At 65.3% G+C, this 22868-nt stretch carries 12 protein-coding genes; 7 read left to right on the top strand and 5 right to left on the bottom strand.

The annotated features are described in order from the left end of the window. Positions 1-47: 47 nt before the first annotated feature. The gene (locus G333_RS0107385; protein ID WP_019628091.1) at positions 48-2249 is read left to right on the top strand and encodes a TRIC cation channel family protein; all 2202 of its coding nucleotides are present in this window, start codon (positions 48-50) and stop codon (positions 2247-2249) included. Positions 2250-2544: 295 nt separating this feature from the next. On the opposite strand, the gene G333_RS0107380 is transcribed toward G333_RS0107385, so the two are convergent. Next, a complete protein-coding gene (locus tag G333_RS0107380; protein WP_018951972.1) occupies positions 2545-2811 on the bottom strand; it encodes a hypothetical protein in 267 nt (88 codons plus the stop codon). A gap of 646 nt (positions 2812-3457) precedes the next feature. Here G333_RS0107380 and G333_RS0107375 point away from each other — a divergent pair. The 4 genes from G333_RS0107375 (at position 3458) to G333_RS0107360 (ending at position 15501) form a co-directional block, all read left to right on the top strand. Beyond that, on the top strand, positions 3458-12100 hold the full coding sequence (locus G333_RS0107375; protein WP_019628090.1) for a GH36-type glycosyl hydrolase domain-containing protein: 8643 nt from the start codon (positions 3458-3460) through the stop codon (positions 12098-12100). Positions 12101-12508: 408 nt separating this feature from the next. Next, positions 12509-14278: an EAL domain-containing protein gene (locus tag G333_RS0107370; RefSeq protein WP_019628089.1), complete on the top strand. Its 1770-nt coding sequence runs from the start codon at positions 12509-12511 to the stop codon at positions 14276-14278. Positions 14279-14916: 638 nt separating this feature from the next. Further along, positions 14917-15075, top strand: coding sequence for a DUF3309 family protein (locus tag G333_RS14710; protein WP_018145506.1), 159 nt, complete (start codon positions 14917-14919; stop codon positions 15073-15075). A gap of 111 nt (positions 15076-15186) precedes the next feature. Then, complete coding sequence (locus tag G333_RS0107360; protein WP_018951975.1) at positions 15187-15501, top strand: BON domain-containing protein; 315 nt, start codon at positions 15187-15189, stop codon at positions 15499-15501. Between the two features lie 120 nt (positions 15502-15621). Here the strand turns inward: G333_RS0107360 and G333_RS0107355 are convergent, their stop codons facing one another. The 4 genes from G333_RS0107355 to G333_RS0107340 form a co-directional block, all read right to left on the bottom strand. Further along, positions 15622-18168, bottom strand: coding sequence for a chemotaxis protein CheB (locus G333_RS0107355; protein ID WP_026340921.1), 2547 nt, complete (start codon positions 18166-18168; stop codon positions 15622-15624). Between the two features lie 22 nt (positions 18169-18190). Next, positions 18191-18799: a PAS domain S-box protein gene (locus G333_RS0107350; RefSeq protein WP_018951977.1), complete on the bottom strand. Its 609-nt coding sequence runs from the start codon at positions 18797-18799 to the stop codon at positions 18191-18193. Between the two features lie 136 nt (positions 18800-18935). After that, positions 18936-19112, bottom strand: a complete 177-nt coding sequence (locus G333_RS0107345) for a CsbD family protein (RefSeq protein ID WP_018951978.1) — start codon at positions 19110-19112, stop codon at positions 18936-18938. Between the two features lie 730 nt (positions 19113-19842). Beyond that, positions 19843-20883 carry a fatty acid desaturase gene (locus G333_RS0107340; protein WP_019628087.1) on the bottom strand — a complete coding sequence of 347 codons (1041 nt, stop codon included), beginning with the start codon at positions 20881-20883 and terminating at the stop codon, positions 19843-19845. 685 nt (positions 20884-21568) lie between these two features. On the opposite strand from G333_RS0107340, the gene G333_RS0107335 reads away from it, so the two are divergent. Together G333_RS0107335 and G333_RS0107330 are read left to right on the top strand one after the other, a co-directional pair. Next, positions 21569-22222, top strand: a complete 654-nt coding sequence (locus G333_RS0107335) for a Crp/Fnr family transcriptional regulator (protein ID WP_019628086.1) — start codon at positions 21569-21571, stop codon at positions 22220-22222. A 324-nt stretch (positions 22223-22546) separates the two neighbouring features. After that, positions 22547-22867 (top strand): rhodanese-like domain-containing protein, encoded by a 321-nt coding sequence (locus G333_RS0107330; protein WP_018176668.1) that lies wholly within the window; start codon positions 22547-22549, stop codon positions 22865-22867. Position 22868 lies beyond the last annotated feature (1 nt).

Here is a 22868-nt window from a genome sequence, read left to right as displayed (position 1 = left end):
CGCGCATCCGGGGACGGCTGCAGGATCTGTTCGTAGTTTTGTTGTTGATGGGGGCCGGACTGGTAACGGTTCCCGTGGCCGCTGCCGACCCGATCGACCCCCTCGCCGCGCCGCTTCCGGTCGCAACGGAGGGCCCGCCGGAGACGCTGCGTTCCGGCTGGTTTGAGCGGCCGCCGTACCAATATGCCGATCCGGATGGCGTATCCGGAGCCGCGACGGGGCTGGATCTGCGTGTCGCCCGCGAGGCGGCCGAGGCCACGGACCACACCGTACGCTATGGCCCCATGCCTTGGTCCGACCAACTTGCGGGGCTGAAGCAAGGCACTCTCGATCTGGTCGTCGGGACGTACTATGAACCCGCGCGCCTGAGTTACGTCCACTACTCGCGGCCCTATCGCGAGGAACGCAACGCACTCTACCTGCGCGATGACGGCGACATCCGCCTGACCAACCGCGACGAGTTCCTGGAGGCGGTGGAAGCCGGCGCGTTTCGCCTGGGCATCACACGGGGTTACGCCTTCGCCGATCCCGAGGTCGCGCGCCTCGTTCGGGACCCAGACGATGCAGCCCAAATCCTGGAGACTGACAGCGATGCGGCGAACGTAGCCGCCCTGGTGGAGGGCCGTATCGACGGGTTTATCGCCGACCCGGTGATCCTCGACCTGTTCCTGGCACAAAGCGGACAGACCAACGAGGTCCGCCGCGCCCGCCTCGATCTCGGCTCGGTAGGCGTACGGGTCATGTTCAGCCGCGCGACCGTTCCAAGCGAATTCGTCGAGGCCTTCGATGCCGAGCTGCAGGCTCTGGGGGACAGCCGCCGGATCGCCAACCTCGAAGTAGAACACCTGCTACCCGCGTTTCTGGCCATGACCACCAGCGAGGGCTGGTTCAACGTACTGACACTGATGGGCATCCTCGCCTTCTCCGCCTCCGGCGTGATGCTGGCGCGCCGCGAGCGCTACAACCTGTTCGGCGCCCTGATACTGGCCACGCTTCCAGCCATCGGCGGCGGTGTGCTTCGTGACCTGCTGCTGGGACGCGATCCGATATTCATCTTCGAAACGCCCGAATTCCTGTTACTGCCACTGGCGGTGGTGCTGGGCGGCTTCGCGCTCTACCAGCTGCATGACCACTGGCTCGTGCATCTCGCCGCCGCACAGCGACTGTTGGCGCGTCAGCGCGCGGGCCTCGGCGGGCGCATGGTCGGCAATGTGCAGCACGGCCTGGATGCCTGGGCGGTGGCCGCGTTCACCGTGATCGGCGTGGGCGTGGCCGTCGAAGCCCACGCCAGCCCGCTATGGCTCTGGGGCCCGGTGATGGCCGTGGTCACGGCATCCTTCGGCGTGATCATGCGCGACGTCGTTCGCTCGGACTTCAACATCGACATGCTCAAGCGCGACTCCTTCGCCGAGATCGCGATCGTCGGCGGCATTGCTTACTCGCTCCTGCTCCTCTGGCCGCCCGTGGAACTCTCGATGTTCTACATCCTGATGGTCACCAACGGCGTCATCGTGAGCCTGTTCGTGGCGCGGCTTCTGGTGTTGTGGTCCGGCTGGGTAAACCCATTACAGATGGGCGACCCGCATACCCTGCCGGAACGTCGTCTGGATGCCCTGGAAGCGGCGGAACCTGCCCTGTGGCAGCGCCTGTCGACCTACCTGGAAGAAAGCGAGACCGGCCGTGCCCGCGGTGTCGACCCGAGACGCCTGGAATCCCTGCACAAGGACTTCGGCTATGCCCTGGAGCCCTGGCAGACAGAATTCACCGCTCTGGCCGGAGAACCGCTGTTCGAGTCCACGGTCATGCGCTATCAAAACCTACGCGCCCGGTTCGAGACACTGCGCGCGCTGGAGCAGCAACTCTATGACCACCTGCGTATGCCGATCGCCGACGCTCTACCGGATGCGGAAGAGGCCGGCGAACTGGAGACCCGAGTATCCGAGGGCCTGCGCAGCCTGCTGGACACCGTCAGCATGGCGGTGGAAAGCGGCGAACGGGAAGACTTCGAATGGTTGCAGGAACTCTCGCGCAACCAACGGGCACGCTTCGACGACCTCCGAGCCCGGTATCTCAAGGCCGATCCAGCGCCCGGCGGCGCCCTGGACCAGGTGCTACAACGCACCCACCGGGTCGAACGGATGATGTGGATGCTCGCCGACTACGTGGACCAGCGTCTGTCACCAGGCGGCGTGGCCGCCGTCAGCGACCGCCGCCAACGGCAGATGATGATGCAGACCGGGGCCCACTAGGGAGACGCTGATTTAATCGCGCGTTCGCGCTCGAGTCGCTTTTGCGTGCGAACAAGGCGCGGTGACTGCCGTGCAGTCACTCTGCACAAGGGAGCCGCAACGCTGTTCGCGCGCCCGTTTTTGATCAATAACGGGCGGCCGAGCCCGCTCTTTCAATGATTTGTCGGGTTGGTGCCCCTGTTCCCCGATCCTGCGTTGCGCCACTTGCGGGTAGAACCACTACCCGCTGCACGACGCGCCTTGGCTCGGGAAAAAGGGGGCACCAACGCGAACGCGCGATTGAATCAGCGTCTCCCTAGAACGGAAGGACGGCCTGCTGCCACTGCTCCATCGCCCCCTGCCGCGCGTCCAGGGCCCGCTTGCCTATCCGCACCCCCAGCAAGCGCATGGGGCGATCCAGCGGAGTACGGCGCAGGCAGTCGCGGGTGGCCGCCAGGATCTGCTCGGGATCGGCCGTCCAGGCCTCAAGCGTCAGATCGCGCGTGGCCGTACGGAAATCGTCATACCGGATCTTGATACCAACCGTCCGCCCCAGGTAACCCGTGGTCCACAGATGCGGCACGATCCTTGGGCCTGGCTGACTCTCGTTGCTAATCAGGTTTTCGTTTGCGCTGGCACAAAGGATTCGAACCTCCGCTCAACAACCCGGTTCGATCCCGAGCGCAGCGAGGAACGTGTCGACCGCAGGCCGCCACCCGGAAGGGCGAGACGCGCAGCGTCGCCGCTATCCTTCCGGGCACGCCACACTCCAGAGAAAGGGCACCCCATCCGGGTGCCCTTTCTCGTTATGGGCTCCAGGGCGTTGGTGACCCCCTCTTACCAGTCACGGCAGGCCCCCGTCGTACAAACCATCCAGCAGACCTCTGACGCTGCCCCCCCCTCGCGCAAACACCCTCGAACAACCCCGATCTGACAATTGAAGCGCGCCGGAACTGAGAGTCCGTTTGGCGCTTATCCGGACCGTGTTTCTCTGACCAGTCCTGAGGCCTCCCCCTTGTCGCTGCATCACATCTGCGTGAACCCCACCGTGCGCTGGCGAACATACGGCGCTGACGCAAGGTGCAAGACTGAAGTCGTTGCCTACGACGGGGTAGGCCAGCCCGGCCCTGACCCACCTGCGTCCGGACAAGGAGAAGGTCATCGACATCAAGGCGTTCGGATCTTCCTCGCGTACGCGCGAGGCGCTTCGCCACGACCGCGACACCGAGTTGCTGCGTTCGGAGCTTCTGAGCGTCGAGCAGCTCAAGCGGCATGCGGTCACGCTGGCCGAGCAGCACCGTATCGATCCCCGCCCCGGACCGGACCGGCTGCTGCCGCGCCTGGCGGACAATGAACAGGTCCTGATCGCGGCCTACGATGTCATCACCGCGACCCGTGCCGAAGTACCGGGCCAGCGAATCGTGCCGGACGAGGCGTGGCTGCTCGACAACTTCTATCTGATCGAGCAGCAGATCGCGATGGCACGACGCCATCTGCCCGACGGCTACAGCCGGCAGCTGCCGCACCTGGCCGATGGCCCCTCGGCGGGATTCCCGCGCATCTACGACCTGGCGCTGGGACTGATCTCGCACATGGATGGGCGGGTCGATCGCGACAACGCCACCGAGATGATCGCCGCCTATCAAACCGTCGAGCCCCTGAAACTGGGTGAGCTGTGGGCGTTCCCGATCATGCTCCAGCTGGCCTTGCTGGAGAACCTGCGCCGCGTCGGGGTGCGCATCGCCCAGCGTCGCGTGGAACGTGACGCGGCCATCACCTGGGCGGACCGCATGCTCGCGGCCGCCGAACGCGAACCCGCGCAGCTGATCCAGTTGCTGGCCGAGTTTGCCAGTGCCGATGTACCGCTGACGGCGCCGTTTGTGGAGGAGTTCTACGGCCGGCTCCAGGCGCAGGGGCCGGCCATGGCCTTCGTGCAGACCTGGGTCGAACAACGGTTGCAGGAACAGGGGGTCACCACGAGCGGGTTGTCCGAGGCGTATGGACGCATGGCGGCAGCCAACCAGATTTCCATCGCCAACTGCATCGGTAGCCTGCGGTTCATCTCCTCGATGGACTGGAAGCAGTATGTCGAGTCACTCAGCGTGGTGGAGCGGATTCTGAGCGAGGATCCAATGGGCAGCTACGCCGGCCAGGACTTCGCGACCCGCGACCGGTACCGCCACGTGATCGAGGAAGTGGCTCGCCACAGCGGCCGCAGCGAACCGAGCGTCGCGCACGAAGCCATCGGTCTGGCGCAAGCGGCAGCCACACACCGGAACCACCGCGACCGCAATGTGCATGTGGGCTACTACCTGGTCGACCGGGGACGTCCGGACCTGGAGCATGCGGTGGGCTACCGGCCCTCGTGGAGATCCCGCATCCGCGGGGTGTTCCGGGAACACAGCCTGCCCCTGTATCTGGGGCCCATTGGGTTGCTCACACTCCTCATCGCAGGGGGTGCGGCAGCCCTTGGTGGCTTCTTCGGCGCCGGTTCCGGGTGGAACTGGCTGCTTGCGCTTCCGCTCTTGATCGCCGCCTCGGCGCTGGCGATCGCCCTGGTGAACCTGCTGTACACGCGCGTTTTGCCACCACGGGCCTTGCCCCGCATGGATTTTTCCCACGGGATTCCCGACCGCCACCGCACCATGGTGGTCGTACCCACCCTGCTGGGAAGTCCGCAGGATGTCGATGATCTGCTCGAAGCCATGGAGATCCGCTATCTCGGGAATCGCGATCCCAACCTGTTTTTCGCCCTGCTGACGGACTTCCGCGACGCGCCCGAACAAACCATGCCCGGGGATGAGGCGCTGCTCGCCCATGCGCGCAGTGCAGTCGAACAACTCAACCAGACCTACAGCGACGACCGCCCCTGCATCTTTTACTTGTTCCACCGGCCCCGGGTGTGGAATCCGTTCGAGCAGATATGGATGGGCCATGAGCGCAAGCGCGGCAAGCTGGAGCAGTTCAATGCGCGGCTGCGAGGCGAAGCCCTGACCGCCTTCTCCGATCTTGTTGGCGATCCGTCCGTGCTTTCGTCGATCCAGTACGTCATCACCCTGGATACCGATACACAGCTACCGCGCGACGCCGCCCGCGCCCTGATCGGCAATCTGGCCCATCCGCTCAACCGCCCGGTCTACGACCCCGACAAGGGCCGCGTGGTGGAGGGCTATGCGATCCTCCAGCCCCGCGCGATGATCAGCCTGACCAGCGCCGAGCAGTCGCACTTCAGCCGATTGTTTGCCGGTGAGTCCGGCCTCGACCCGTATACCCGCGAAGTGTCGGACGTCTACCAGGACGTCTTCTGCGAAGGCTCGTTTATTGGCAAGGGCATCTACGACGTGGATGCGTTCCGCCAGGCCGTCGACGGACGCTTTCCGGAAAACCTGATCCTCAGTCACGACCTGCTCGAAAGCGGGTATGCGCGGTCGGCCCTGGTGACCGATATCGAACTGATCGAGGAACACCCGGCCAGCGTTGCCACCGAGGCCAGTCGGCGCCACCGCTGGATACGGGGCGACTGGCAACTGGCAGGCTGGCTGCGCCCGCGGGTACCCGGGCCGCCCGGCCCGGACGGATCCATGGGACCGCGCAAGCCAAACCCTCTCTCGGCCCTGTCGCGCTGGAAACTGTTCGACAACCTGCGGCGCAGCCTGGTCGCGCCCGCGCTGGTGCTCCTGCTTGCAGGGGGCTGGCTGCTGGGACCGGCGTGGCTGTGGACCCTGCTGGTCGTGGCCGTGGTGCTCCTGCCCACCCTGCTGTCCAGCATCATCGAGCTGATCGACAAGCCCACCGGACGCGACTGGGCGCCACACTTGAACCTGACCGGACGGTCGACCGGCCGGCCGCTGCTGCTCGCCCTGCTGACCCTGGCCTTCCTGCCCTACGACGCGCGGATCAGCGTGGGTGCGATCCTGCACTCGGGCGTTCGCATGCTGTACACGCGCAGCGGCCTCCTGCTGTGGCACCTGCCATCGTACGCGCGCCGCAATGCCCGCCAGACGCCGGCCGGCTTTTTCCGGGAGATGGCGATCGCACCCGGCCTTGCCGTCGTGCTGGGCGTGCTACTGGCCCTAACCAGCAGCCCGGCGGCGGTCTGGCTTGCTGCCGTCCCGATCCTGCTGCTGTGGCTGGTCTCGCCGGCGATCGGCTGGTGGATCAGCCGGCCGCTGATCGTTTCCACTGCGGACCTGAGCGCGGATCAGCGGGCCTTCCTGCGGGCCGTGGCCCGACGCACCTGGCGCTACTTCCTGGACTTCGTCGGCCCCGAAGACCACTGGCTCCCACCCGATAATTTTCAGGAATCCCCCGCCTCGGCCATCGCCACGCGGACCTCGCCGACCAACATGGGCATGGCGCTACTGGCCGATCTGGCGGCGGTCGATTTCGGCTATCTCACGACCGGGGAATGCCTGGAACGCATCGGCAATACCCTGGGCTCGATGGAGCAGCTGGAGCGCTATCGCGGGCATTTCTACAACTGGTACGACACCCGCACGCTGCAACCCCTCCAGCCGCAATACGTATCGTCGGTGGACAGCGGTAACCTGGCCGGCAGCCTGCTGACCCTGCAAGCCGGCCTGGAGGAACTGAAGCACCAACCGATACTGACCGCGAACGCGTGGCAGGGCCTACAGGACACCCTGGAGGTGCTCGCCAAACACTTGCCCCCTGCTTCCGCGCCCGAGTTGACGAAAACCGTCGGCCGGCTGCAGGAGACCCTGCGCACCCTGATGCTGAACGGCCCCCCGCAGACCCTGGATGCCGCCACCCGTGCGCTCGGCGAGCTTCACCGCCTCGGAGGCATGCTCCTCGAGGAGCCGTCGCCAGGTACCGAGATCGACCCTGAACTGGAGGCCTGGACGCAGGCATTCCAGCGCCAGGCCCAGGCGTTGCAGGATGAGTTCGCAACGCTGGTTCCCGACACGTGGCCGGACAACGGCCTCCCCACACTGGCGGAACTGGCCCGGGCAGATTCCGGAGGTGGCGCCGCCCGGGAACAGATCGACCGCATCGACGACCTGATCGGTCGTTGCGGCGCGCTGGCGACGATGGATTTCGAGTTTCTCTACGACGTGCCGCGCGACCTGCTGGCCATCGGCTACGACGTGACCGAACGGCGGCGTGACCCATCCTGCTACGACCTGCTGGCATCGGAGGCCCGCCTGGCCAGTTTCCTGCTCATCGCACAGGGGCAGGTGCCGCAGAAGCACTGGTTCACGCTCGGCCGCCTGCTGACCCGCCATGGAGGCGACATCAGCCTGATCTCGTGGAGCGGCTCGATGTTCGAATACCTGATGCCGCAACTCATCATGCCGAGCTACCCCCATACCCTGCTGGACCAGACCGGCAAGGCGGCCGTGGCGCGCCAGATCGAATACGGCCGTCAACGGGCAGTGCCCTGGGGTATATCCGAGTCCTGTTACAGCGCCACGGATCTCCATCAGGTGTACCAGTACCGCGCCTTCGGCGTTCCCGGCCTCGGGCTCAAGCGGGGGCTGGGCGATGACCTTGTGATCGCACCCTACGCCAGCGCCCTGGCCCTGACCGTGGCACCGCAGGACGCCTGCCGTAACCTCCAGAACCTGGCGGATCAGGGATTCCTCGGCGCCTACGGGTTCTACGAGGCGATCGACTATACGGCGACCCGGGTGCCGCACGGCAATCCGCATGCCGTTGTGCGCTCCTTCATGGCGCATCACCAGGGCATGAGCCTGCTCGCCTTTGCCCATGTCCTGCTCGATCAGCCAATGCAGCGCCGTTTCATGTCCGATCCGCTGGTGCGGGCGACCGAATTGCTGCTCCAGGAACGGGTGCCAAAGAAGGGCGCCACCGTGCACCCGCACGCCGCGGAGGTCAGTGCCGCCGCTCGACCCTCCGGCGCGGACACCGGTTCGATCATGCGCATGTTCACCGACCCGGACACGCCGATGCCCGAGGTTCATCTGCTGTCGAACGGTCGTTACCACGTCGTGGCGACACATGCCGGCGGCAGCGCCAGCCGCTGGCGCGACCTTGCCGTCACCCGCTGGCGCGAGGATGCCACCACCGATGGCTGGGGCACGTTTATCTACCTGCGCGACCGCGACAGCGGCACCTACTGGTCGACAGCCCACCAGCCCACCCTGCGCCCCGCCGACCACTACGAGGCAATCTTCGTCCAGGGGCGGGCGGAATACCGCCGCCGCGACCACGCGATCGAGGCCCACACCGAGATCTGTGTCTCGCCCGAGGACGATGTCGAGATCCGCCGCGTCACCCTCACCAACCAGTCGTCCAGTACCCGCCACATCGAGGTGACCAGCTACGCGGAGGTGGTGCTGGCGCCGTTGAACAACGACCTCGCGCACCGCTCGTTCAGCAATCTGTTCGTGCAGACCGAGATCCTGCCGGAGCGCCAGGCGATCCTCTGCACGCGGCGCCCACGCACGCCGGGCGAACAAGTGCCCTGGATGTTCCACCTGATGGCGGCCCCGGGTGCGACAACCGACGAACCCTCCTACGAGACCGACCGTGCCCGCTTCATCGGCCGCGGGCGCAGCGCCGCCAACCCGCTGGTGCTCGACAAGCCGGACAGCGAAGCGACCCTTTCCAATACGGATGGGCCGGTGCTCGACCCCGTGGTCGCGATCCGCCGCACCCTGACCCTGGCGCCCGACGAGTCGGCCAGCGTGCAGATCATCTCCGGGGCCGTGGACACCCGCGAGACCGCACTGGCCCTGCTGGAAAAGTATTGCGACCGCTACTTTGTCGAGCGGGCATTCGAGATGGCCTGGTTCCAGAGCCAGGAGGTGCTGCGCCACATCAATGCCACCGAAGTCGATGCCCAGCTCTTCGGTCGCCTGGCCAGTTCCGTCGTCTACGGCAACGCCCTGCGCCGCACCGAGCCCGCCACCATCGCGCGCAACCGGCTGGGCCAGTCCGGGCTGTGGCGCTTCGGCATCTCGGGGGACCTGCCCATTGTCCTGTTGCACATCCGTAACCTGGATCGCATCGGCCTGGTCAGACAGATCCTGCAGGCCCACACCTACTGGCGCCTGAAGGGCCTTGCCGCGGACCTGGTGATCGTGAACGAGGACTTCTCCGGCTACCGCGCCCTGCTCCAGGATCAAATCATGGGGCTGATCCACGCCGGACCCGAGGCGCAGGTCGTCGACCACCCCGGCGGCGTCTTCGTGCGCCGTGCCGAAGAACTGACCGAGGACGAACGGGTCCTGCTGCAGACGGTGGCGCGGATCGTCTTCAGCGACACGGCCAAGACCCTGAGCGAAGAGATGGACCGGAGGCTGTCGGCCAAGTCGCTGGATCGGCGGGTCTCGAACAAGGGACGATCGGTGGATCGGCGCCGCTCGAAGCCGGGCCGATCGGTGGACCGGCGCGTGACCGCAACGCGTGCCTCCGATCTGCTGGAACCCGCCAAGCCCGCCACCCCCGAAGCGGTTCATCCGCTGGCGTCACGCGAGCGGGTATTCAGCAACGGGCTGGGCGGCTTCACCCCCGACGGGCATGAATACGTGGTCACCCTGGAACCCGGCCAGACGACCCCGGCGCCGTGGGTCAACGTCATCGCCAGCCCCCACATTGGCACGGTCGTCAGCGAGAGCGGCAGTGCCTACACCTGGGTCGAGAACGCGCACGAGTTCCGCCTCACCACCTGGCATAACGATCCGCTCTCCGACGCCAGCGGCGAGGCCTTCTACATCCGCGACGAGGAGACCGGGATGTTCTGGTCACCCACGCCGCTGCCAGCCCGCGGCCAATCCGGCTACGTATGCCGGCACGGGTTTGGCTACAGCGTGTTCGAACACACCGAATCGGAGATCGCCTCGGAGCTGCATACCTACGTCGCCATGGACGCGCCGGTGAAGATCGTGCGGGTCAAACTGAGCAACACATCGCAGCGGCCACGCAGCCTGTCGCTGACCGGGTACTGGGAACTGGTGCTCGGCGAGTGGCGGCACGCGAACATGATGCACATCGTCACCGAAGCCGATGCGCAAACCGGGGCGCTGCTGGCCCGCAATGCCTACGGCCGCGAATGCGCCAACCGGGTGGTGTTTGCCCATGTCGGCGGACGCGAGCGCTGGATCAGCGGGAGTCGCAACGAATTCATTGGCCGCAACCGCTCGCTGGCCAGCCCGGAGGCGATGCGCCGTAAGCGGCTGTCCGGCAAGACCGGGCCCGGCCTCGACCCGTGCGCCGCTCTCCAGACCCGGATCGAACTGGCTGCAGGAGAGGAACAAGAGATCGTGTTCGTCTTCGGTGCGGCCGCCAACGCCGACGAGGCGCGCCAGTACATCCAGCGATTCGGCGGACGCGCCGGCGCGCGCCACGCCCTCGAAGCGGTCTGGGAGTACTGGAATCACACGCTGGGCGCGGTGCATGTGGACACGCCCGACCCCGCCCTGAACGTGCTGGCCAACGGCTGGCTGGTGTATCAGACGATATCGTGCCGGCTGTGGGGCCGCAGCGGCTATTACCAGTCCGGCGGTGCCTACGGGTTCCGGGATCAGTTGCAGGACACCATGGCGCTCGTCCATGCCACGCCCTGGCTGGCCCGCGAACAGCTGCTTCGTTGTGCCGGACGCCAGTTCCCGCAGGGCGACGTGCAGCACTGGTGGCACCCGCCCAACGGCCAGGGCGTGCGCACCCGGTTCTCCGACGACTACCTGTGGCTGCCCTATGCCGCCTGTCGCTACGTAGCAGCCACCGGGGACACCGGCGTGCTCGACGAGTCCATCGCGTTCCTGGAGGGCCGCGAACTCCATGCGGACGAGGAGGCCTACTACGACCAGCCGCAGACCTCGTCGGAATCGGCCAGCCTCTATGAACACTGCGTGCGCGCCCTTCGGCACGGCCTGCGTTTCGGCGAACACCACCTGCCGCTGATGGGTTGCGGCGACTGGAACGACGGCATGAATCTGGTTGGCAACGAGGGCAAGGGCGAGAGCGTGTGGCTCGCGTGGTTCCTGTTCGAGAATCTCGAGCGATTCGCCGACCTCGCGCGCAAGCACGGCGACGCGGACTTTGCCGAGTTGTGCACCGCGCAGGCCGAAGCACTTCGCGACAACATCGAAGCCGAAGCCTGGGACGGTGCCTGGTACCGGCGCGCCTGGTTCGACAATGGGACTCCGCTGGGTTCGTCCAGCAACGAGGAGTGCCAGATCGATTCGATCAGCCAGAGCTGGGCGATCCTCTCCGGGGGTGGGGACCCGCTGCGCGCCCGCCAGGCCATGGCGGCGGTGGACACGCGCCTGGTGCGACGCGACGCGCGGATCATCCAGCTGCTCGACCCGCCCTTCGACCACTCCGACCTGGAACCGGGGTACATCAAGGGCTACATCCCCGGTGTGCGCGAGAACGGCGGCCAGTACACCCATGCCGCGATCTGGACCACGATGGCATTCGCCAGGATGGGCGACACGGAACGCGCGTGGGAGTTCTTCGCCATGCTCAATCCCATCCACCAAGGCAGCACCCCGGAGGCGATCGAACGCTACCGGGTCGAGCCCTACGTGATGTGCGCGGATATCTACGGCGCCCCACCGCACACCGGCCGCGGCGGCTGGACCTGGTACACCGGGGCGGCCGGCTGGATGTACCGGCTGACGGTCGAGACCCTGCTGGGCCTGCACCTGGAAGCCGATCATCTGCGCATCGCGCCCCGCATCCCTGCGGACTGGGACGCCTACCGCATCCACTACCGCTACCGCGAGACCGTCTACCACATCACCATCCGGCCGATCGGGGAACCTGAAGGTCAGGCGACGCGCATGACGGTGGACGGTGTCGAGTGCCCGGATTCACGCATCCCATTGATGGACGACCACCAGGAGCATCATGTCGAACTCCATCTTGTTACAAAGGCGTGATCACGCCCCCACCCACCAGCGACCGATGCCGCATGGCCCACACGGCCCGGCCCATCGGCCCGGAGGGATGGCAACACCCATTGAACCGGCCGCGTGTTCGCTAGCGCACAGACCCCCTAGAGGGTCGGTGCCAGGGTTGGGCATGAGCGTTCGACCCCGCGCGGACACCGCGCCGCCCTGCCATCGTCATGCGTCCGGTCGAATCGTTTGTGATGAATCTTTACACCTGGGGGTACACGCAGGCGGCCGCGAGGCGTGCCGAGCATCGAATGCGACAGGGACGATACCATGAGGCTTGAGTACCAGATGAGGGATGAGTACCAGACCAAGAACGCATTGCGGCGCGCGGCGGAGGCCCGCCTCGCAAGGGTCGCTTCCCGGGAGCCCCCCGAATCGACCCAGGCGCTTGTGCACGAACTCCGGGTTCATCAGATCGAACTGGAGATACAGAACGAGACCCTGCGTCAGGCCCAGCATGAACTGGAGGAATCGCGTAACCGCTATGTCGATCTCTTCGAATCCGCCCCTGTGGCCTATGTGATCCTTGCGCGCGATGGCCGATTGACCGACGCCAATCAGCTCGCCACCCGGCTCCTGGGCCTCACCCAGGCACAGTTGCTTGAACATTCCTTCGACCAGTTCATCGCGTCCTGCGATCGGGAACGATGGCGGGAACGCGCCGCGGCCGTGTGGGCGGGCCGCCTCGACACACCCCAGGAGCACGAACTTCTACTCCAGAACGCGGAGGGCTCACAGTTCCCGGCCCAACTGCAATGCGGCGCGCTGGACCGCTCCCACACTGGGAACACCATGCGCATCGCGTTTTTCGACATCACTGAGCGCGCCGAGGCCGCAGCCGAGATCCACCGGCTCGCCTATTTCGATGCGCTGACCGGGCTTCCGAACCGTCGGCTCCTGCTGGACCGCCTGGCCCAGACGCTGGCGGCATCCGAGCGCAAGGGCCTCTACGGCGCGATCGTGTTTCTCGACCTCGACGATTTCAAGGTGCTCAACGATACCCGGGGTCACGACGCCGGCGATCGACTCCTCGCCGAGGTGGGTCAGCGCCTGCGTGCCGGGCTGCGCGAAGGCGATACCGTGGCGCGCATGGGCGGAGACGAATTCGTGGTCATCCTGGACGGTCTCGGCCCAACGCGGGACAGCGCCGCCCTGCTCGCCCAGAGCATTGGCGAAAAGCTGCGTCAAAGCATTGCCGAGCCCGTCGATTTCGGCGACTTCGCGTTCCACTGCACGACCAGCATCGGCGTGCGCCTGTTCGGTCCGGGCGAAACCCAAGCAGAATTGCTTCAGCATGCCGATCTGGCCCTGTACCGGGCGAAATCGGCCGGGCGCAACCGGGTAATCTTCTTTGACCCGTCGATGCAGGCGGTGCTCGATGCCCGTGGCATCCTGGAGGACGCACTGGGTCAGGCACTCAGCAAGGGGCAACTCGAACTGCACTACCAACCCCGGTTCGATGGAACACGGCGCGTTGTAGGAGCCGAGTCGCTGCTCCGCTGGCGACATCCGAAACACGGATTGATGGCGCCTGGCGCCTTCCTCGGGATGGCCGCACAGACCGGTCTGATCCTGCCCATCGGTCGCTGGGTTCTGGAGATCGCCTGCGCCCAGCTCGCGGCCTGGGCACAGGATCCCACCACCCGCGAACTTACCCTGGCGGTCAATATCAGTGCGCTGGAGTTCCGGCAGGACGATTTCGTCGATCAGGTCCGCAAGGCACTGGAGTCCACTGGCGCCAATCCGGAAAGGCTGACCCTGGAGCTGACCGAGGGCGCGACCCTCGACAGCAGTGAAGCGACCATGGCCCGGTCGCGGCAACTGAGGGAGATCGGCGTTCGCTTATCGGTGGACGACTTCGGAAGGGGTTGGTCGTCCCTGTCTCGCCTTACCCGGCTGCGGCTGCAGGAAATCAAGATCGACCCCTCGCTGGTGGCCAGCATGGGCCAACCGGGTGCCGACACCACCCTCGTTACGGCCATCCTCGCCCTGGCCAAGAGCCTGGGGCTCGCGACCGTTGCCGAAGGCGTGGAAACCGAGGCACAGCGCCGCCTCCTCGCCGACCAGGACTGCGATACCTTCCAGGGTTTCCTGTTCAGCGCGCCACTGCCACTGGACGACTTTCAGCGCCTTCTGCGCAAGGCAGGGCCGTGCCCTTAGCCGTTGCGGTGAGCAGCGCTCGTCGAGGTTCGGCTCCGCATTTTCTGCCGCAGCCGTTCCTGCCCGCTCCAGATTCTGGCAAGGGCACTCCTGGAGAAGACCGGGCCATCGCCCCCGTCTGCGCAGCTACCCGTACGGTCGAGCGCATCACCGGGGGCGTTTCCGAGCTCGTTGGCGGCCATGATCACTCCTCTCTGCGGACTGAATGCGAGTTCCACAGCGCGGACGGCCCGTCTCGTCCAGGCTCCCCCGAGTAGAAAACCGACAGCCCGCTACCCGGGCTGACCCGACTTAGGGAAACGCTACCGAACAAGAATGCCATTTTCCTGCGGACGACTCTGTTCGCCGCCGAACATAATCACCTTCCGTGCACGGCCCCTCCGATCGCCCACCGGCCCAGGCGAGGCGTACCCGCCCCTTGGTCCACACGGTTTGGGTGGGCCACGCGCCGGGTGAACTCAAGCCCGCAAGCCTGCTCGCCGGCCCCGCCTTAATGCCCGGTCTTTCTCGCCTCGGGAAAGACCCGCTATGTGTGCGGGATCGTACAGACAGCCCATCGGGTACACGCCAGACTTTCTCACAGGTGCTGGTCAAGAAGACCCGGCCACAAAACGGCCCACAACACTGAGGGAAACGCCATGACACTGGGAACCATTCTGCTCATCGTCCTCGTCCTGCTGTTGATCGGCGTGATCCCGACGTGGCCGCACAGCCGGAACTGGGGTTATGCCCCGGGCGGGGTAATCGGCGTGGTGCTGATCATCCTTCTCATCCTGCTACTCACCGGCCGGATCTAGTCCCATCGTTCCTGCCGACGGACAAGCCGCCACCGACACCCCGAAGTCAATGCAGCGCCTGACCGACACCGTCCACGGTGACCAGGTCCATACCCATCTGGAGAACAAGAAATGAGACAGTTGCGATATTTACCCCCGATCTTCCTGACCCTTTTGCTGGCCCTGCTCCTCGCGGGTTGCGCTGCATCGAATGAAAGACAGACGGTCGGCGAGTACGTCGACGACAGCGTGATCACCACCAAGGTGAAGGCGGCATTGTTCAACGAGCCATCCCTGAGCGGCTTCGAAGTCACCGTCGAGACCTACGAGGGCCGCGTGCAGTTGAGCGGCTTCGTCAGTTCCCAGGAGGACATCAACAAGGCCGTCGAGATCGCACGTGGCGTCGAGGGCGTACGGTCGGTCAAAAACGACATGCAGCTCAAATAGCGCTCGGACCCCGCTACGCACGCTCGGCCACCCTGCCGAGGCCGCGATCGCGGTGGCGCGCCGCCACTCGTCCATGCTCCATGACGGCCCGCCCATTGGGGCGGGCCGTCATCGGTTTGGCTACTCCCGCAACGCGGCTTCCAGCCTCTTGGTCTCGGTGATATCGACCATGGTAATCACCACCCCGTCGATCACGTTGTCCACCCGCCGATAGGGCATGATGCGGACCGTGAACCAGCGCCCGTCGTCGGTCGTGATCTGTTTCTCCGAGACCGCCAGGGTGCGCAGGGTATCGCGGGCATCGTCATGCAGGTCCGGGTATTCCAGGCTGGTGGTCAGATCGCTCAGCGGCCGGCCGACATCGCTCTCCCGGAGACGAAAAATCCGGGCCGCCTGATCGGTATAACGCCGGACATCCAGATTCTGATCCAGGAACAGGATGGCGATATCGATGCTGTTGAGCACGTTCTGCATGTCGCTCTGCGCGAGCGCGAGATCGTCCAGCTTGGCCTGCAGCTCGGCATTGATCGTCTGCAGTTCCTCGTTCATGGACTGCATCTCTTCCTTCGAGCTATTGAGCTCCTCGTTGGTCGATTGCAGTTCCTCGTTGGCGGATTGCAGCTCCTCGGTCGCAGCCTGCGAGTCTTCCCGGGCTGTGCGCGCCTCCTCGCGCAAGGCCTCGATCTCGGCACGGTATTGCTGCAGCTGGGCCTCATGCGCGGCCGGCATGGGCCCCTTGCCCTTGTTCCTGCGCCCACCCCGCCCGGCCGTGCTCGGGGCCAGATCACGGAAGACGATCATGGTCATGCCCCGCAAGGGGGATGCGTCATGAAAGGCATGCACGGTGACATCGACGCGCTGCACTCCGGCGTGCGTGGGCACTTCCAGGCTATGCAGATGCACGGGGCGGTCGGCCTTCGCCGCCTGCTTCAACGCCCCGACCAGAGGTCCACCCAGGCCTTCGCGCGCCATGGCGAAGATATTCCAGTTAGCCTTGCCGGCGGCCGGCTCGAGGTACTTTCCGGTATGGCCGCTGACGTAGACGATATCCCCATCGGCGTTGAGCACCACCGCGGCCGGCGCATACACCTGCAGCAGGACCTGATCGGCCTCCGCCTGCAGCGCATCGGTGGGTTGGGAGGAAACCTCGGATGGGGACACGGGACGCTCCTTGCTCGGGCCCGACAGCGGCGGGAAGGCATGCAGCAGGAAATCACGCCCACCCATGTAGGTGTGATCCTGGCGCTGATAGAACCGCAGCCGCGACTCGATCGGCGTGAACAGATGGTTGAATTGCCCGACGGTCTCGGAAGTCCCCAGAAACAGTACGCCACCCGGGCGCAGGCTGTAGTGGAACAGGGGCAGCAGCTTGCGTTGCAATTCCGGCCCAAAATAGATCAGCAGGTTGCGGCAGGCAATCAGGTCGAGCTTGGTGAATGGCGGGTCGAGGATCACGTCATGCTGCGAGAACAGCACCATGTCCCGAATGCCCGGTATCACCTGATAGTGGTATTCATGGGCGGTAAAGAAACGCTCCAGCCGTTCGGGCGACACATCGTCCGCGATCGCGAGTGGGTACCGGCCCCGGCGCGCGGTCGCAATGCCGTCCGGACTCAAGTCCGACGCGAAGATCTGCAGCGTGACGGCAGGCGGCGGCTGCGATCGCTCCATGACCTCGGTGAACACCATGGCCAGCGAATAGGCCTCCTCGCCGGTCGAACAGCCAATCACCCAGGCGCGAAGCTTCTCTGCCCCCTTCTGCCGCTCCAGAAGCCCGGGCAGCACCGTATCCGCCAGATACTCCCAGGCGGCGGGATCACGGAAGAAACGGGTCACGCCGATCAACAGTTCCTTGAACAGCAGTTCGGCTTCCTGCGCGTTGCGTTCGAGGAACGCTGCGTACTCCTCCAGCGAGGCGATGCCATGGATGGCCATGCGCCGTTCCGTCCGGCGCTGCAGCGTGCTGGGCTTGTACAGCGAAAAGTCATGGCGAATCCGCTGCTGCAACGCGGCAACGATCCGTTCCAGAGGCGTGGAGCTATCCGAGGGGAGCCCCTCTTCCGAAACGGCGCTCGCCTCGCGCACGACGGCCAGAATCCGTTCCGGCAGCTCGCTCGGCGTCGCCACGATATCGGCACACCCCGCATTGATGGCGCTTCGGGGCATCGAGTCGAACTGCGCCGATTCGGGGTCTTGCACCGCCGTCAGGCCGCCCACGGCCTTGATCGCCTCCAGGCCCGCCGTACCGTCCGAGCCCATACCGGAGAGCACCACTCCGATGGCGCGCTCGCCCTGCCCACTGGCCAGCGACGAAAACAGGACATTGACTGGCAAGCGCATGCCCCGTGGCTCCGCGGGTGCGGCCAAATGCAGTGTCGTGCCGACCACGGTGAGTTCCGTGTTCGGCGGAATCACATACACGTGACCCGGTTCGATGCGCATCCCCTGTTCGGCCGCACGCACTGGCATGGCCGTAACCCGCTGCAGCAGTTCGGGCAGCAACCCCTTCTGGGTGGGATCAAGATGCTGCACCACGACACAAGCAATGCCACGATCCGGCGGTATACGGTGCAGAAACTCCTCCAGCGCGACCAGACCGCCGGCCGATGCCCCGATTCCTATAATACGTACCGCCTCCGGAGCATCGACAGGGGAACGGTTACCCATGCTCAGCGCCTCCCGGGCAGGCTCATCGCGGCGATGATTCGCACCTCGAGACGATCAGCAATACGTCCTCGCCCCCCGGGCCCAGGCTCGCGGTGATTCGCAACGGCTCCGCGCCATTACCCCCTCGACCGCTGGATTCGACCGAGCAGCAGACACCCCCGGCGCCTTCCCGGCACGCTTCAACCACGCCCTGGATCGCCGAGTGGCTGCCCTGCGCGAACCACGACGCCAGGGGCTCGCCCTCGAGTCCATCCGGTACCGTACCGAGCAGCTCCGCGCCGGCACGATTGCCTTCGAGAATTCTTCCATCGAGCCCAACCACCAGATACCCCACCGGCGCAAACTCATAGAGACCCCGATAACGCGCCAGGGCGTGATCCAGTTCCTCCTGGTCGGTTCTCAGCTGGGAGTTCTGCAGATCCAGCTCGACCTGGTGGGTCTGCAATTCACTCAGCAGCCTGAGCGCATCCGCGGCGGTATCGGGGTCGCTTGCCAGGCGATAAAGGAGCGTCAGCGAATCCGGGCCAACCGTCCAGCCACCATTAGGCGGAGCCGAGCCCTCTTTTAGCCGGGACTCGGCCTCATGGCGCAATTGCAACTGTCTCTCGAACTCCGGGCTCAGCTTCCGCATCGGTCCTCCAGTCAAATCCATCCCGAGGTCACCGCCCCTAGTGCCCGCATGATAGCCCGGTGCCGGGTCGCTCTGCTTCCCGGCGCACGCACCGCGATCGCAGCCGGTGACCGGGGTCACCCGTCGGAAGTCCGGGTCAAGTGGAATCCTTGATATCCTTCTTCAGGTTGCCATACCCCGCCTGGAGCTTACCGCCCGCCTTCTGAGCGCGCCCTTTCACTTCCAGCTCCTTGTTGCCAACGACCTTCCCGGCCGTCTGCTTTGCCTGGCCCTTCGCCTCTTCGACGCGGCCCTTGATCTGGTCCTTGTTCATGCTTGTTCTCCCATTAACGGTTGTCGATAAAAAGGAGTCACGTCCGGGATGGCCGCCCGGCCCATCCGTCATTCACTTACGGGACCCGACCCGCGTCCCGGAGGCGGTCTCCGGCGTGCTCGAGCGACCGCCCACGTTCTCGGCGTTTCGCCAGCTTCAAGCTACGCGGGCCCCAAGCCCGGCGTCTGTCTGTTGCCGAACAAAACCCGGCAGCCGAACACAATGCGTCCTGCTTCGGCATGCGGCCCTGCGGGTGTCTGTGCGCCACAAGCCAGCCAATGCAGTGACTTCGCAGCTTGCGCGGCCCGCTTGAATGAGTCCCGAAACGCCCTGTGCGGTGCCGCACCGACGGGCAATCCGGCCACGCATACGCTTGAAGGCGAATCACGGGGTTCGGACAGCCTGTTGCCGAACCCGTCCAACCAGGAAAAAGCTCATGAACCAGATCATCTACATCGTCGGCGCCATCGTTATCGTCCTGTTCATACTGGGATTCTTCGGACTCCGATAGGACCCGCATCGTCGCCGCGGAGGATTTGCCCGCAGCTTTGCCGGGCCGCCGAACAGCCCGCCGGTCATTCGGGGAGCGACCACAGGCCCCCATCCGCCAGACAGGGTGCACGATCCGGCATGGCCGGTTGCACGCGAGGGAGACCCTGATCCATTCGCACGTCCGGCACCGGCGGCCGACACACGCGTCGAGCGCTGCCGGAGACCCCGCGCTGTACGCCTACGCTCGTACCGGAGGTGTCTGCGTGCTTGCGTGTTCGAAGGGGACCAGACGCTGCCGCTCCTCGTCCCACAGGGCGAGCCGGGCGCAATGGAGGCTTTGCTTCAGCGTGACACGGCTGATCTTGCGAAGCTGCGGATGGTCTTCCAGCACCTCGGGCAATCGATAGAACGGAATGCGGCTGGCGAGATGGTGGACGTGGTGGATCCCGATATTCGCGGTCATCCAGCGTAGCGGGGCGGGCAGATCATAATAGGAGCTGCCGTAGAGCGCCGTTTCCTGGAAGCTCCACGCCTCGTCGTGCGCCCACCGCGTATTCTCGAACTGGTGCTGGACATAGAACAGCCAGACGCCGATCGAACCCGCCAGAACCGCGATCGGCAGGTGCACCAGGAGAAAGGTGCCCGCACCCACCAGCCACATCATCGTAACGACGACCAGCGCAATGCCTGCGTTGGTACCCATGGTGCTCACCCAGGGCATCCATCCCGCGCGCAGGAAGCCGACAGGAACGCGATTGTTCAACATGAACAGGTAGACCGGACCCAGCCCGAACAGGATCAGCGGATGCCGGTACAGCCGGTAACGCAGGCGTTGCGAGGCAGACAGGGCCTGGTATTCCCGCACACTCAAGGTATCGATGCTCCCCTCGTCCGCGCGATCCAGATTGCCGGAGTGCGCGTGATGGAGGGCATGCGTGCGGCGCCAGAAGTCGTAGGGCGTGAGCGTGAAGATGCCCAGTGCCCGTCCGACCCAGTCATTCGCGCGCCGGGACGGGAAGAATGACCCGTGCCCGCAGTCATGCTGGATCATGAACAGCCGCACCAGAAATCCGGCAGCGGGAATGGCCAGTACCAGGCCACCCCAGTAGCCGGCGCTCACACTGGCCCAGGTCAGAAACCAGAAAAGTCCGAACGGGATCACAGTAACGACCAGTTCAAACACGCTGCGCGCGAGAAGCGGCGTACGATACGCGGACAGTGCGCGCTGTAACGCTCGGGGATCATCGGCGGGTTCGACAACCGCTGCTGGTGGCTCCATGCTGGGACTCCGTACTTGGCTCGACTCCAGCGGCCGGGTTCGCAACCCACCGCCGGCGAGCCGGTTTCTAACACCGGGCTTTCGGTCTCGATACTAGGAGCGGGTCCGAAAGCCGTACACTTCCAGCCTATACTGGGGCCAGGCGCGTTCACCGTATGTTCGATCCCGCACATTGCGCCTGCTGCACCATGGCAGCTTCCGCTCCGCCCCCGCGAGCCTTGTCGTCTGTTCGCCTCCGCGAGTCCGTGCAGACACCCTGGTCACGCCAATTGGACACGCACATTGAACGTGGAACGTCCAAACCTCTGTAGCACCCGGGTGTTACTCGATCTGCCCGCCATGCAGGCTCGGCGCCGCGTGGCCCGGGGCAACCCGTGTAGGAGTGGACGCCCCCCGAAAGAATCCTTTCAAATTCACGTTCACGTGAATCAAGCGTTGACGTCCAGCAGCCGTGAGGCTATTAAAACAACATGGCTTGGTAACGATCGAATCCATGAACACTTCAGCCAGCAGCGATGGAGCACCGTCGCGCTTGCGGCCACCGGGGGGGGCTTATGTACTGATTCAACCTTCGGGCAGGGGGGCCAGGATGCCGTACTCCGATAGACTTCGCGCGAACCAGTTGCTCGCAGGACTTCCGCTCGACGATTACGCGCATCTTTCCCCGCACATGGAGGCGGTACCCATGCCGCTGGGGGAGGTCCTGGCCGAACCCGGACACCCGATGCGCTACGCCTACTTCCCCACCACCGCCATCGTGTCCCTCCTCAACGTGATGCAGGATGGCGGAACGACCGAAGTTGCCGTGGTTGGATACGAGGGCATGATCGGGGTCTCCTTGTTCATGGGCGGCGAAAGCACATCCAGCCGCGCGGTCGTGCATAGCGCCGGACACGGGTTTCGGCTGAAGGCCCAGGTCCTGAAAGACGAGTTCACCCACGGCGGTCACATGCAGCAATTGCTGTTGCGCTATACCCAGGCGCTGCTGACCCAGATGGCACAAACGGCGGTATGCAACCGTCATCACACCCTGGACCAGCAACTCGCCCGCTGGCTGCTGCTGAATCTCGACCGTCTGCACGCGAACACCCTCGAAATGACCCAGGAACTGATCGCCCATATCCTGGGCGTGCGCCGGGAAGGCATCACCTGCGCCGCCGGAAAACTGCAAAAAGTGGGCCTGATCGAGTATCACCGCGGGCACATCACCGTGCTCGACCGGCCCGGTCTGGAAGCGTGTGCCTGTGAATGCTATGCGGCGGTGCGGGCGGAATACCATCGTCTGCTGTCGACGACGCCTGACCTGCAAACGGGAGGCCGATTAAGCGTGTCTCGCTGACAGCCCCCGCGATCGCCATGGATGCAGAGCCTGGTGCCGGGCCCATCCACCACGAACGTCGCGGGCCCGGGTGCCATTCGCATGCTCTCGCACGCCTCCCCATCGCCGCAGTTATACAAGAACCGCCGCAACCTCCAGCCAGCCCTCCTGCCGCAAACTACACGATGCGATCCCGGGCGACTCGACCCGCCGTACCCATGAATGGGTGTCTCCCTCCGCGACAGCATGCCGGTCGATCCCCCTCGACGCGGTAATGATCGTGTTTCTTGCGCCCCGGCCCGCCGCACCCTAGCGTGGCGGGCTTACTCAGGCACGGATCGACCCATGCGCCAGATGTCTCCCCGAGAACTACAGGACTACCTCGCCCAGGCGGAGAACCCGCCGTTGCTCCTGGATGTACGCGAGCCCTGGGAATACGAGCACTGCCACATCGGGGGCTCGCAACTGCTCCCGATGGGCCAGATCCCGACGGCCTATCAGGACCTGAACGCCGAGGACGAGATCGTGGTGATCTGCCACCACGGGGTGCGCAGCCAGCAGGTCTGCGGATTCCTGGACCGGGCCGGATTCCAGCACGTGATCAACCTGACCGGCGGCGTAGATGCCTGGGCACGCGATGTCGACCCCCACATGCCGACCTACTGAC

Source organism: Thioalkalivibrio sp. AKL10 (assembly GCF_000381845.1).
GTDB classification, from domain to species: domain Bacteria; phylum Pseudomonadota; class Gammaproteobacteria; order Ectothiorhodospirales; family Ectothiorhodospiraceae; genus Thioalkalivibrio; species Thioalkalivibrio versutus.
The sequence above is the reverse complement of the archived record's forward strand: the minus strand, read 5'-3'. Positions and strand labels throughout refer to the sequence as shown.

What these genes read in the sequence shown, in the direction of transcription:
- G333_RS0107330 (WP_018176668.1), top strand. Translation starts at nt 22,547, where the DNA reads ATGCGCCAGATGTCTCCCCGAGAACTACAGGACTACCTCGCCCAGGCG.
- G333_RS0107345 (WP_018951978.1), bottom strand. Translation starts at nt 19,112, where the DNA reads ATGAACAAGGACCAGATCAAGGGCCGCGTCGAAGAGGCGAAGGGCCAG.
- G333_RS0107360 (WP_018951975.1), top strand. Translation starts at nt 15,187, where the DNA reads ATGAGACAGTTGCGATATTTACCCCCGATCTTCCTGACCCTTTTGCTG.
- G333_RS0107335 (WP_019628086.1), top strand. Translation starts at nt 21,569, where the DNA reads ATGCCGCTGGGGGAGGTCCTGGCCGAACCCGGACACCCGATGCGCTAC.
- G333_RS0107355 (WP_026340921.1), bottom strand. Translation starts at nt 18,168, where the DNA reads ATGGGTAACCGTTCCCCTGTCGATGCTCCGGAGGCGGTACGTATTATA.
- G333_RS0107385 (WP_019628091.1), top strand. Translation starts at nt 48, where the DNA reads ATGGGGGCCGGACTGGTAACGGTTCCCGTGGCCGCTGCCGACCCGATC.
- G333_RS0107340 (WP_019628087.1), bottom strand. Translation starts at nt 20,883, where the DNA reads ATGGAGCCACCAGCAGCGGTTGTCGAACCCGCCGATGATCCCCGAGCG.
- G333_RS14710 (WP_018145506.1), top strand. Translation starts at nt 14,917, where the DNA reads ATGACACTGGGAACCATTCTGCTCATCGTCCTCGTCCTGCTGTTGATC.
- G333_RS0107350 (WP_018951977.1), bottom strand. Translation starts at nt 18,799, where the DNA reads ATGCGGAAGCTGAGCCCGGAGTTCGAGAGACAGTTGCAATTGCGCCAT.